This window comes from Glutamicibacter ardleyensis, from assembly GCF_014644555.1.
Classification (GTDB): Bacteria; Actinomycetota; Actinomycetes; order Actinomycetales; family Micrococcaceae; genus Glutamicibacter; species Glutamicibacter bergerei.
On sequence record NZ_BMKX01000001.1, the window covers coordinates 975929 to 988028 of the forward strand.

10 protein-coding genes are annotated in these 12100 nt (G+C 61.2%); 2 read left to right on the forward strand and 8 right to left on the reverse strand.

The features are described from left to right. The first annotated feature begins 63 nt into the window (after positions 1 to 63). Positions 64 to 894 (forward strand): HAD family hydrolase, encoded by an 831-nt coding sequence (locus tag IEX04_RS04400; protein ID WP_188683963.1) that lies wholly within the window; start codon positions 64 to 66, stop codon positions 892 to 894. Here IEX04_RS04400 and IEX04_RS04405 read toward each other — a convergent pair whose 3' ends face one another. Then, positions 895 to 2349: an HNH endonuclease family protein gene (locus IEX04_RS04405; protein ID WP_188683965.1), complete on the reverse strand. Its 1455-nt coding sequence runs from the start codon at positions 2347 to 2349 to the stop codon at positions 895 to 897. Between the two features lie 50 nt (positions 2350 to 2399). After that, complete coding sequence (locus tag IEX04_RS04410) at positions 2400 to 3002, reverse strand: hypothetical protein (RefSeq protein ID WP_188683967.1); 603 nt, start codon at positions 3000 to 3002, stop codon at positions 2400 to 2402. A gap of 117 nt (positions 3003 to 3119) precedes the next feature. Here IEX04_RS04410 and IEX04_RS04415 point away from each other — a divergent pair, with 117 nt between their 5' ends. Further along, positions 3120 to 4301, forward strand: a complete 1182-nt coding sequence (locus tag IEX04_RS04415; RefSeq protein WP_188683969.1) for an amidohydrolase — start codon at positions 3120 to 3122, stop codon at positions 4299 to 4301. On the opposite strand, the gene yczE is transcribed toward IEX04_RS04415, so the two are convergent. The 6 genes from yczE to IEX04_RS04445 are packed head-to-tail and all read right to left on the reverse strand — an operon-like array spanning position 4284 to position 11845. Beyond that, complete coding sequence (gene yczE / locus IEX04_RS04420; protein WP_188683971.1) at positions 4284 to 4934, reverse strand: membrane protein YczE; 651 nt, start codon at positions 4932 to 4934, stop codon at positions 4284 to 4286. The genes IEX04_RS04415 and yczE overlap by 18 nt on opposite strands. 13 nt (positions 4935 to 4947) lie before the next feature. Then, complete coding sequence (locus IEX04_RS04425) at positions 4948 to 5577, reverse strand: pyroglutamyl-peptidase I (RefSeq protein WP_188683973.1); 630 nt, start codon at positions 5575 to 5577, stop codon at positions 4948 to 4950. Continuing rightward, positions 5550 to 5702, reverse strand: a complete 153-nt coding sequence (locus IEX04_RS04430; RefSeq protein ID WP_170947715.1) for a hypothetical protein — start codon at positions 5700 to 5702, stop codon at positions 5550 to 5552. Before IEX04_RS04430 ends, IEX04_RS04425 begins: the two co-directional genes overlap by 28 nt. A 52-nt stretch (positions 5703 to 5754) precedes the next feature. After that, positions 5755 to 6918 carry a heparan-alpha-glucosaminide N-acetyltransferase domain-containing protein gene (locus IEX04_RS04435; protein ID WP_188683975.1) on the reverse strand — a complete coding sequence of 388 codons (1164 nt, stop codon included), beginning with the start codon at positions 6916 to 6918 and terminating at the stop codon, positions 5755 to 5757. Beyond that, positions 6915 to 7847 (reverse strand): 4-hydroxy-tetrahydrodipicolinate synthase, encoded by a 933-nt coding sequence (gene dapA / locus IEX04_RS04440; RefSeq protein ID WP_096254313.1) that lies wholly within the window; start codon positions 7845 to 7847, stop codon positions 6915 to 6917. The genes IEX04_RS04435 and dapA overlap by 4 nt, the downstream gene beginning before the upstream one ends. Positions 7848 to 7864: 17 nt before the next feature. Beyond that, the gene (locus IEX04_RS04445) at positions 7865 to 11845 is read right to left on the reverse strand and encodes a Pls/PosA family non-ribosomal peptide synthetase (protein WP_229676989.1); all 3981 of its coding nucleotides are present in this window, start codon (positions 11843 to 11845) and stop codon (positions 7865 to 7867) included. Positions 11846 to 12100: the final 255 nt, after the last annotated feature.

The following is a 12100-nucleotide window of genomic DNA, read 5'->3' on the forward strand; positions in this document are numbered from 1 at the left end:
CGTTCACCTGCCGTTGTGCTGTGGCTCATCGTAATATTTACGTAGCAGTGGTTCACTGGAACTATGACAATTTTGACTAAGACCGGCAACGACGACCGGCTAGATGACGAAAAGTTGATGATTTGCCTAGATGTTGACGGGACGATCGTCAATCATCAGGGACTGATGAGTGCACGTGTGCGTGAAGTTGCCCGCGCGGTAGTGAAGGCCGGGCATGAGGTAGTGATTTCTACTGGCCGCTCGCTCGGTGCGGCTGTGCCGCTGATGACCGAACTAGGTATCGACCACGGTTATGTGGTGGCAAGTAACGGTGGCGTGCTGGCCCGAATGCGCGGCGAAGATATTGAGATTTTGCATCGTGAAGTTTTTGATCCCTCGTTGGCCCTAGCTGCCTTGATGCGTCAGCTTCCTAATGCTAAATATGCAGTGGAAAATGAACGCGGCGAGTTCCTCTCCAGTGATGTATTTACCGATGCGAGCTTTGGTGCCACCTCCAAGGTTGTCGAATTTGACGAGTTACTGCGTAGCAAGGCGGTGCGTGTGGTGGTCTTCTCCACCGATGCCACCGCCGAAGACTTTGGTCAAGCAGTGCATGGGCTGGGGCTTTCTGGGGTGACCTACTCAGTGGGTTGGACCGCATGGTTGGATATTGCTGCCGAAGGTATTACCAAGGCCAGCGGACTGGAGCGTTTGCGCACCGAATTAGAGTTCGAATCGGCGCAGACCCTTGCCGTGGGTGATGGACGAAACGATATTGAGATGTTGCAGTGGGCCGGGCGTGGTGTCGCCATGGGCCAAGCTCCCGAAGAGGTCAAGGTTGTTGCTGATGAGGTGACTGCTTCGGTGGATGAGGACGGTCTGGCGATCGTCCTAGAAGGACTCTTGCAGGGCTAACTAGGGCCCTGGGCTGTTTGAATCTTGCTGGGTATGCAGTCTGCGCTTCACGCCGCGTATCCATTGTGAATCACAGATCAACTGCGGAAATGGTTGATGTGCGTATCCCGTTGCCGGTGGTGCGGTGGAGCGATAGGTCATCGACGAGCCGGGGTTCACACGCATAGTGTGAGGTCCTTTGAGCGCCACGATTTCAATCCAACCCGGACTTTCCTTGGCCTTATTGCACGATGAACATCGACCATCTGCATTGTCTACATCTGTGGGTCCGCCCAAATGATGCTGCAATACGTGGTCAATTTCTGTGATCTTGCCATCGCAAAATGGGGTACGGCAATGCCGGTCGCGAATTTTTACGAAGCGGCGAAGCTTTTCCGGGAAGATGCGAGCCTTGGAGTCCATGGCGACTAATTCTTTATCGCCGGGTGCCGTATAGAGCCGAATCAGATCGGGTAGCGTCTCCAGCCGATCCAAGTGTTCGTCGGCCTGACCAGCTTCCATTTGGGCGAAACTTAGCTCGTTTGCGATAGGGGTTCCGGCTATGAGCTCCCGCGCGTACTGCGGCGGAACGTATCCATAACCTTCCATATAAGCTGGTTCCCGGTCGCCGAGGAATAGCGTTTTGTCGGTCATGATCAGGCCAACATGCAACTGTATCGGTAGTTTTTCCGGACGACCTGCGAGTAGGTAAGTGCATAGAAGGTCCGCTTTGATCTGGTCCCTAGTGCGGGGATCTCCCAGTTGCTTCAAGCGGTAAGATTCCTGCTGCAGGTGCATCTGTAACGCTGTGCCGGAGACAACGGGCAGGCTACCGTTGATGAGAACGCAGTCTTTGCCCCTTTTGAGGTGAACGTAGCGCTTGGAATCTTGCTGTTTCATTTGTAGACATTGCTCATCGGAGGCGAAGTCTAAGGTGAAACGCTTTACGGTTTCGCCAATCTGCTTTGGCCCCTGAGATTCGAACATCTCCGGGTTGTCCCGGAAAATAGCATCGAATTCGGCGCGACGTTCGGCTTTGACTTTTTGCAGTGGCGTGAGGATCGCCAATATTTGCTGCTCGGTGAATTCACCTTGTGCAAACTGCTGTTGGAGGTAAGGAGTGTCTTCAGCCAAGATTCGACAGTTGACCAAGTAGTTTCGAAATCCGTTGGGTGCCTGATGCCGGGCTAAAGCCACGGCGCTTGCTGCGCCGCGGGTGAGGTCGTTGCAGGAGGTTCCAAGGTACTCGTTCTCGCGCACGATTTCTTTTTCGGCCTGATAGCTTTCCGCTGCTTGTTTGCTACGAAGGCGAGCGATTTCCTTTTCGTAGTTCGCAATTTTCTGGAAATGTTTTGCGGCCGCACGCTGCGCGTTGCTTTGAGTTGGCTCGCGTCGCGTTGAAGTTACCAGGTCATCTGCGACCTGGTAAAACTCTGCTTGGGGCGGGCGATGTCTTGGCGCCATTGCTTCGGACATACCTCTATTATACGCCTCTTGTTCGAAAATGTCTTCGAATCCTTGAGGCTTTAAGGCTGGTCGGCTAGCTCCAGCAGTCGTGCGATTCCGCCACGGGCGTCGATCTCATCGTGATATCCGGAGCGTACGATGGCGGCCGAGACCGCTTGGGGAGTGACGTCTAGAACCTGCGCAATGGCCTTCTGCTGGCCGCGCACCCCGGGGGTCAGCAGATCCACTACGGCCCATTCGGCGGCGCTACGCGTGCGCACGGACTGGCCGAGCAGGCGCAGTAAGCCTTCGAGCTCAAGATCGAGGTCTGGATCCCCGCAGGACACGGAGATGGGTACGCGCTCTCCGCGGTGTGTAGCCGCTTCTAAGGCACCCAGAGCACGGCGTTGCGCCCTGCCCTCGACCAGGTCTGCCTGCGCCGGTACGGGCTCGTAGAGCGTGCCTACGCCGAGCCCGATGTGGCAGAAGTTGAGCCTGGCGCACCGCATGATCGCATCGATGGCGCCGTGAGCATCGTGCGGGACTCCGAGCAGTAACTGACCGCTGAGTGCCATAAATGGCGCGTGGGTGTGCACCTGATCTAGCTGGTCCCACAAAAGTTCGGCGGCCGCCTGCACGTCGGTGACGGAGCGCGGCTTCGGGCTGAGCGCGAGGACAAACATGGTTTAAGTATTGCCCGAGGTGCCCGTTTTGTCTTGCAATCTCGCAACATACCGTGTTCTCTTTCGCGCACAAGGCATCGGGCATATATTGAGAACTGTCTGCTGAAAGGGAACTGTATGGAAACCGCACGCAAGGTTCTGACCGGACTTGATACCGAACTTGAGTGGATTCATGAAACGTATCGGGAGCTACATCAATATCCGGAACTCAGTCTGCAAGAGACCCGGACCGGCGCGCTGGTGGCCGGCAAGCTCGAAGAATTTGGCTACCAGGTGCAACGTTTAGGCGGCACTGGGGTGGTTGGTGTGCTGGGCAATGGCCCCGGGCGCACGGTACTGGCTCGTGCGGATATGGACGGGCTGCCGGTGCGCGAGGCCACCGGACTGGACTACAGCTCTCAAAATGACGGGGTGATGCACGCCTGCGGGCATGACGTACATGTGGCTGCGTTGCTCGGCGCGGCAAAACTGATGGCCGATCATCGCGGCGAGTGGTCCGGAACATATATAACGCTCTTTCAGCCAGCCGAAGAAACAGCGCAGGGTTCGGCGGCGATGGTTGCCGACGGCCTGGCCGCGAAGATCCCCGCACCCGACGTGGCTTTTGCGCAGCATGTGATGCAGCTACCGGCCGGAGAGCTGCAAACGGTCACCGGCCCGGTACTTTCGGCCGGAGACTCGATCCGCATTACCGTCCATGGTGCCGGCTCCCACGGGTCGACGCCGCACTTGTCGGTGGATCCGGTGGTGCTGGCGGCCTCGATCGTGATTCGCTTGCAGGCGGTGGTCTCCCGCGAGGTAGCTCCGGGCCAGTTCGCGGTGCTGACCATCGGTTCGCTTCAGGTGGGTACGAAGTCCAATATCATCGCCGACCGGGCCACGCTGCTGCTGAACTTGCGCACCTATGACAACGCGGTACGCAATACGCTGATTGACGCGGTTGAAAGGATCGTGCGTGGTGAATGTGCGGCCGCCGGATCGCCGAAGGAGCCCGAATTTGAATACTACGACCAGTTCCCGCTGACCACCAACGATCACGCGGTGACCGCACGGGTGAGTCAGGCGTTTGAAAAGTACTTCGGGCAGGTGGGCGCCGCCAGCAGGCAAAGCGCCTCGGAAGATTTCAGCAGAATCCCGAATGCCTTGGGGATTCCGTATACCTTCTGGCTGTTAGGCGGCGGGACGACGGTGGGAAACCACTCGCCGTTGTTCGCCCCGGTACTTGAACCGACCCTGTCCCGCGGTGTGCAGGCGATGGTGCTCGCCGCGCTGAGCGAGCTGTCAGTTAACTCGCTCTAGCTTGCTTGGGGCCAACTTGATGATGGTGAAACGGAAGAAGTACTGCGTGGAAGGGCCGATCAGCAGCGCATAAGCCACGGTGCCCAGGCCCACCGGACCGCCGAGCAGCCAGCCGATGCCCAACACCAGCAGTTCGATACTGGTGCGCACCAACCGGATGCTCAGCCCGGTGCGCAGGTGCAACCCGGTCATCAGCCCGTCGCGCGGGCCGGCGCCGAAGTGGCTACCGATGTACATGGCGCCGCCCAGACCATTGATCAAGATCGCGGCGATGAGGCACAGGATTTGCCAACCTAGCCCGGAAAACTCGGGCAGCACCAGCAGGAAAACGTCCAGCGCCGCACCAATGACAAAGACGTTGGCGATGGTGCCGACCCCGGGCCACTGCTTCATCGGGATCCAGGTCAGCAACATGATCACCCCGACGATGATCACGATGCTGCCCAAGGACAGTGGCACGTGGTGGCTGATGCCCAGGTGGAACACGTTCCACGGGTCAACACCTAGATTCGCCCGCACCATCAACGCCATCGCCAACGCAAAGAGCAGTAGCCCGGTAAACAAACTAGCTAAACGCAGTGGGACTCGGCCGGCGGCAAATTGCTGGCGCGGGGAAAGGTTGGTCAGGCTCATGGGTTAACCGTAACTAGCGACGGGGCCCGTGGTGAAAACAAATGTCCTGAAGATACTTGGTTAGCGAAGCCGCCAGCTGGGCCACGGTCAGTTCGCTGGACACCGGGGGGCTGGCATCGGTCTCCGCGCCAACTAGTGCGCGCTGTTTCTCCGGGCGCACCGCGGGAACATGGATGAACTGCGCGGGGATGGACAAGCCGTAGGCATAGTAGGCGATGCGGTTGCAGACGAACCTTCCGGCATCCTCACTGACCGTTAGCTCGCTGGGTACCACCACGGTGGCCTCGCGCCGGGCCGGGCCATCGGGTTCGATGCGCTCGCCGACCGGTTGCGCCCCGTCGTTGTCGGCGATACGCGCGTGAATTTGATTCACCGCAAAGCGCTCCAAATTAATCTGGGTGCGCCCCCCGGCCTCGCCGAGCAGCACCAGCACATCGGGGACGTGCACGGCGATCAGCTCATCCAAAACCCAGGCGCTGCGGCCAAAAGAGACCGGCAGCATCCCGGTCAGGATCTGGTGTTCACCCAAGGACTGCGGCAGCAGCTCCAGCGTCTGCGCGCTGGCATTAATGGTGTCGGCACCGAAGGGCTCAAAACCGGTGACCAGAATGCGCATCACTGCCCGGCGTCCGCATAGGAACACCAGCGTTCGCGCACCTCGGCGGGCAGTTCATCCCACCGCGGAGCGTCGGGCATCAGCAAGCCGTGCAGGTTTTTCAGCCGGCTTTCATACAATGCCTTGCCGGCGAGCTCGCGTTCAGTGTCCACGGCATTGAGTATCGCCTAGAGACCGCCGTAGTGCAATCTTCGGTGCGCAACATTAGCCCTTACGGACCAGCGCCCGACCTTTGGCCTTGCCAGCCAGCGCGGAAGTGACATGTTCCAGGGGCCCCTGAGCGAGTCCCGAAATGTTTCGCCACAAGACCGCCAGCAACAGTGAACCCAAGATCTGCAGCCAGAAGGAGGCCATCGGATGTTCGACGCCCACCCCGGTGGCTAGGAACAGCAGATGCAGGGTGTAGATGCTCAGCGTCATCGAACCCACGATAGCCAGTGGCCGCAGCAGCCAGGGCACACGTTGGCCGATCAGCAAGGCGATCGACAGTACCAGCAGGGCCACGCCGAGGGTGTTCAGAAGTTCGAAGACCAGATCCGAATGCGGGGAAAGGGTCACCAGCCACCACAGCGAATCCAGCGGGACCTCGTCCGGCAGTCCGAAGACCAGCGCCTCATTCAGCTCCTCGGAGTCCAACACGCGGGCGGTGGAATAGATCAGCGCCGCCTTGCCGCCCAGCGGGCCAAGCAATAGCGCGGAGAGCGCCCAGCTGCCTAGCCAGAGCACCAGTCCGGTCAGTCCCATCCGCAACTGCAGGTCTCGTGAACGAAGATCCAATTTGCCCAGGGCCATGCCGGCACAGACGAAGCTCATCCACGGCACCGCCGGGTAGGCGCCGGTGAAGAGCAGGGAGCTGAGTGTGGCTCCGGGCTCGGCGAACAGGGTGCTCAGCGACGGATCGATCCCATCCAAGCCGGGCAGGGAGGGGGAAATGAGCCAGGTGAAGATCGAGCCTACGGTGGCGAAGCCCAGGGATGCGAACGCCAAACTTGTTGACTTTAAATGCAGCAACGGTATGGCCAGCGCAAACATCACCGCGTAGTAGGAGAGGATGACAAATGCGGGAATATCGATCAGGCCCAGAACCAGTCCCAGCCCCAGGATGAAGCCGGCGCGAGCCGCCAGTGAGGCTCGTGCACCAGCGAGCTGAGCCGCGGACTGCGTGGCCGACTTGGATCCTAGGCTCAGCCCGACACCGGCCAGCAGGGCAAAGAGCGCGGCGGAGGTTCCGGAGGCAACCTGCCACACCAGCGTGGGTTCAAAATCGTCGTTGAACTGAGGCATCACGTGGATCGCGAGCATGCCCATCAGGGCGATGCCGCGGGCCGCATCAATTCCGGTGATGCGACGTTGAAGGTCTTGACTCATCGGATACCCGCCGCCGTTTGAAGTTGTGCTCCCAGATCAACGCGGACCAGGTCCGCGCGTAGCAAGGCCGCCAAATCGGCGTCCAGTTCCACCATCGGGGAACGCACAGTGCTAGCGCCGCGACCCATGGAAGCCAGCGCGGACTTAACCGAGCAGGCCGCCGGGGCGCGGAACATTCCGCGGTAGATCGGCAGCAGCCGCTGGTGAAGTGCGCGGGCTTGGGCATTTTGTCCCGCATCGTGGTGCTCAAGTAGTTGGCGCAGGCTGTCGCCGACGACGTGGCCGACCACCGAGACGAAGCCCACCGCGCCGATGGACAGCAACGGCAGGTTTAGCGCGTCGTCCCCCGAGTAATAGGCCAGCGAGGTTTCCGCGATGACCTGTGAGCTGGACTCCAGGTCACCCTTGGCATCCTTGACCGCGATGATCTGCGGATGCGCGGCCAACCGGGCGAAGGTTCCAGGTTCGATAGCGACCCCGGTGCGCCCGGGAATGTCATAGAGCATGATGGGCAGCTCGGTACGTTCGGCGATGGATTCGAAGTGCTTGATCAGGCCCTGCTGGGTGGGGCGTGAATAGTACGGTGCCACCACCAGCAGGCCGTCGGCGCCGGCGCGTTCCGCGTCGTTCGCCATGCGGATGCTGCTCGCGGTATCCGCGGCTCCCACCCCGGCGATGACTCTTGCGGTTCCGGGGACCGCTTCCTTCGCCGCCGTGATGATCGCCAATTTTTCGGCCTCGGTGGTGGAAATCGATTCGCCCGTCGTGCCGTTGACCACCACGGCGTCGTTAAATCCGGGGGCGGTTAACTGCGCGGCAAGGTGCCGCACGGCAACCAGGTCTACCTGCCCGGTGCTATCAAAGTGGGTAATCATTGCCGTGATCACGCGACCGAAGGACTCGGTGGCGTATTTGAGCTGTTCGTTCATTGTGCTGCTCTCCAAGACTAAGACCAGTTACGGATCGGGTTGCCGCGCCAGCGGCTATTGGCCGGCACTTCTTCGGAGCGCATGACCAGCGAGCAAGGGCCAATGCTGGTTCCTTCGCCGATCCGGCTGCCGGGCAGGATGACCCCGTTGGGGGCAAGACTTGCGTGTGCGCCGACGTGTACCGGTTCCAAACGCATGATGCGATCGTGGAAGAGGTGGGTTTGCAGCACGGTGCCGCGGTTGATGCTTGCCCCGTCGCCGATGCTGATCAGATCCTGTTCGGGCAGCCACCAGGTTTCGCACCAGACCCGGCGGCCAATGCGCGCGCCGAGCAGCCGCAGCCAGAAGTTCAGCATCGGGGTGCCCAGGCTCATGCGCACCACGCCCGCCACCGCGAGGGATTCGCTAAACACGTCGGCTAATTCATTGCGCCAGATAAACGAGGTCCACAGCGGGTGTTCCTCGGCCCGGAAGCGTCCGACCAGGGCCCACTTGGCGATCAGCGCAAGCAGTGCCGAAACGCTCGCCGAGGCCAGCAGCACCGGACCGGAAAGCAGCAGCGTCAGGCCCAGCGAGGACTGATCGTAAATTGCGGACAGCACCCACACGGTGCCCAGCGCCAGCCAGATGGTGAGCAGCAACGGCAGGATGCGGCAGGCTTCAACCAGCGCGCGGGCAACCTTCAGGCGCCGCGCTGGATTGTAGGTCAGCGTGGACTCGGCGGTATCTACCGGACGTGGTAATTCCATCGCCGGACGGCCAAACCAGTTGGAAACCGCCGGCATGTTCTGCGGAGCCGAGGAGAGCACCGCGATCAGCGAATCGTTGGGAACATGGGTGTCCGGGCCGACGATCCCGGAGTTGCCAACAAATGACTTCTCCCCGATGCTCGTCTCACCCAGGTGCAGCCATGGTCCTCGCACTCGCGGGTGGGAGGCCAGACAGTGGTCGGCCATGAAGGAACGCTGCCCGATATGTGTCAGGTGCGGAATGGTTTCCATGGTCGAAATTTCGGCGCCCGCCTCCACCTTGGCACCGAGCAGGCGCATCCATACCGGGGTGATGATACTGGCATAAATCGGATACACGGACATCAGCGACTTGGCCAGCAGCAGGTTTGTCAGCCACGCGGCCCAGGCCGCGGTTCCGTGCGAGGGGTGGAAGCCCGGCGGCAGGAAGCGGGCCAAGAAGCGCACGCTTCCTGCCGTGAGCCCCAGGAAGACCAGGATCGTGAGCACCGCGAAGAGCGGAGAGAGCAGCGCAAGCGCCCAGAGCACCTCGCCAATTTCTGCCGACCCGTCAACCAGGGAGAAGAGCAGCAGCGAACCGGGGAGCACCGAGACCACCGGCAGCAGGCCAAGCGCGCCCAAGGAGAGCGCATAGCGTATCGCGCGAAGCAATCCACCGGATCGCGCAGCGTGGTGCGCCCGGGTATCGGGCCAGCTCGCTCCGGCCGCACCGAGATGTTCCAGCGCCGAACCGGAGTACAGCCCATTGGCCGCAACCGTGGTATCCACGCAGCTTCCCGGCTCAATTTCAGCACCATTTTCGATGATGGATCCGCCGACGATGGTGGAGCGGGTGCCCACACGAACGCCGCTGCCGATGGTGATCCGGCCGATGACCAAGGTGTCGCCGTCCAGCCAGTGTCCGGCCATGTCTACCTCGTATTCGATGGCGGTATCCGCCCCGATGCTAGTTAATCCGGTCACCGCAGGCATGGCATCTAAGTGCACCCGAGCCCCGACCTTGTTTCCCAGCGCGCGGGCATACCAAATTCCCAGCGGCGTGCCCATAATTGGTTCGATCTTCGCAAAGGTCACGATGCGGTCCACGGCCCAGAGCCGCAGGTGGACACCGCCGCCGCGTTGATAGGTGCCCGGTTGCACCCCGGCAAGCAGGACCCGGGCCGAAACAACCGCCAGGAGCACGCGGAAGGGCAAGGTGTAGAGCACCACCCAGGCCGCCAGCACGGGGAGCAACGGCGGGTTGGGAACCCATCTGGCATCCATGAAATTAAAGAGCACCCAGCACACCAGCGCCATGCCGGTGACGTAGCGCAGCCCGATGATCGAGTACAGGGCGCCGATGACCGGGGCCTGCACCAAGGCCGTCCACCACGGGGTGGGCGCCGACTCGTGCACCTGAACTTCGCTCAGTTGTTGGGCATCCAGATGAGCGGCGAGTCCGCCAAGGGTCGGCATGTCGTAGATATCGGCGATCGACACCAAAGCGTGCCGGGTGCGTAGCACGCCGACCAGTTGCGCGGCGGCGACGCTGGCCCCGCCGAGGGCGAAAAAGTCGCTGTCGCCATCAAGTGCCATCGGTCCGAGCAGATCCGTCCAAATATCGGCAATCCAGCCTTCGGTGCCGGTCAGGTTGTGCCCGGTGCCCGAGTCGGAGGCCGCCTGCAGTGGCCAAGGAAGCCCCTTGCGGTCCACCTTGCCCGAGGTTTTCATCGGCAGCGTCTCGACCAGGCCCAGCGCCGGAATCAGCTGCGCGGGCAAGACCTCGGCCAGCAGGGCACGGCAGTGTGCCAGATCCAGCTGCGTGCCGGGTTCGGTGACCAGGTAGCCGGCCAGAACCTTGTTGCCGCTCGGCGTAGACTGGACCGCCGCGGCGGCCTGGGATACGCCGGGCAGGGCGGCGAGGGCTTCGTCGATTTCACCGAGTTCTACGCGGCGTCCGCCGAGCTTGACCTGCTCGTCGGCGCGGCCCACGAAGAGCAGTCCGTCGCGTTCGGCGCGCACCATATCGCCGCTGCGGTAGGCGCGCTTCCAGCCAAGAGTTGGCATGGGCGCATACTTTTCGGCATCCTTTTGCGGGTCAAGATAGCGTCCGAGGCCCACCCCGCCGATGATCAATTCTCCTTCGCCGCCCCACGGGACCGGGTAACCCTGCGCGTCAACCACCGCCAGGTCCCAGCCACGCAACGGCGTCCCGATGGATACCGGACCGTGGCCGTCAACTGCGGCACCGCAGGCGATCACCGTGGCTTCGGTGGGTCCGTAGGTGTTCCAGACCTCGCGGGTTGGCTCGGCGAGGCGTTGGACGAGTTCCGGAGGTAAGGCTTCGCCACCAAAAATTAGCAGGCGGATATTTTCCAGGGTTTCCGACGGCCACATGGCGGCCAGGGTCGGAACGGTGGAAACTACCGTGATTTTGCGTTCGGTGAGCCAATCGCCCAGGTCAGCGCCGGAACGCACAATGGAGCGTGGGGCCGGAACCAGGCAGGCGCCGTGACGCCAGGCCAACCACATTTCCTCACAGGAGGCGTCAAAAGCGACCGATAGCCCCGCCATGACACGGTCCCCGCGGGTTAATGGGTCGTTGGGCAGAAACATCTCGGCTTCGGCGTCGACCCAGGCGGCGGCGGAGCGGTGGGTGATGGCCACTCCCTTGGGCTTGCCGGTGGAACCGGAGGTGAAGATGATCCACGCGTCGTCGTCCGGGCTGGGATCCGGACTGTTGCCTTTGGTGCGCACTGCCTCGCGGTGGGTGATGCTCAGGTTGCTGCCGATGACCACGCAGACCCCGGCTTCTTCCCAGACGGTGTTCGCACGTTCTTCGGGCTCGTCGGCGTCTACCGGAACATAGGCGGCGCCGGCGAAAAGTGCACCGAGGATGGCGATGTAAAGATTTTTGGATCCCGAGGGCACACGTACTCCGACGCGGTCGCCGGCTCCGACATCCATGGCCCACAAGCGCTTAGCCAATTCGTCGACTTCTTCACGAAGCTGTTCGTAGGTGAGCTTGTGGCTGCCGTCATCAATGGCCAACGCGGAGGGATAAACATCCATTGTGGTGCTGATGACATCGACCAAGGTGCGTTCACGGGCCGGCGTGGTGCTAGGAAAGAGCGCCTTTTCATCATCAAAATTGATGGCGGCGGTGGCGAGATCCGCAAAGTTTATGTTTACCGACGAGTTGAGTATTTCTTGCGTCGCGGTGGTGCCCGACATGTCGTCAGAGCGCGCAGAGTAGTCCCTATCGCTCAATTTTCCCCCAAGGATCATTGTTAGTTGTGGACCGGAATGGTTCCGGCCAATTGCTCCCCAGCAATCGTGAATCACAGGATTAAGTGCCCTGTGATTCCAACTCGCGCCATACTTGAGCGATACCTTCCATCCCCATGGCGGTAGCCGTCGCAGGCGAGAGCTGCTAATTCAAATCATGGCAATTATTATTTCGGTGGGCAAGCCCGGCGCCAAAAATATGGTGTGGATCACCTCATCCCCGGATGCTTGCGCCAG

What these genes read in the sequence shown, in the direction of transcription:
- IEX04_RS04400 (WP_188683963.1), top strand. Translation starts at nt 64, where the DNA reads ATGACAATTTTGACTAAGACCGGCAACGACGACCGGCTAGATGACGAA.
- IEX04_RS04405 (WP_188683965.1), bottom strand. Translation starts at nt 2,349, where the DNA reads ATGTCCGAAGCAATGGCGCCAAGACATCGCCCGCCCCAAGCAGAGTTT.
- IEX04_RS04410 (WP_188683967.1), bottom strand. Translation starts at nt 3,002, where the DNA reads ATGTTTGTCCTCGCGCTCAGCCCGAAGCCGCGCTCCGTCACCGACGTG.
- IEX04_RS04415 (WP_188683969.1), top strand. Translation starts at nt 3,120, where the DNA reads ATGGAAACCGCACGCAAGGTTCTGACCGGACTTGATACCGAACTTGAG.
- yczE (WP_188683971.1), bottom strand. Translation starts at nt 4,934, where the DNA reads ATGAGCCTGACCAACCTTTCCCCGCGCCAGCAATTTGCCGCCGGCCGA.
- IEX04_RS04435 (WP_188683975.1), bottom strand. Translation starts at nt 6,918, where the DNA reads ATGAGTCAAGACCTTCAACGTCGCATCACCGGAATTGATGCGGCCCGC.
- dapA (WP_096254313.1), bottom strand. Translation starts at nt 7,847, where the DNA reads ATGAACGAACAGCTCAAATACGCCACCGAGTCCTTCGGTCGCGTGATC.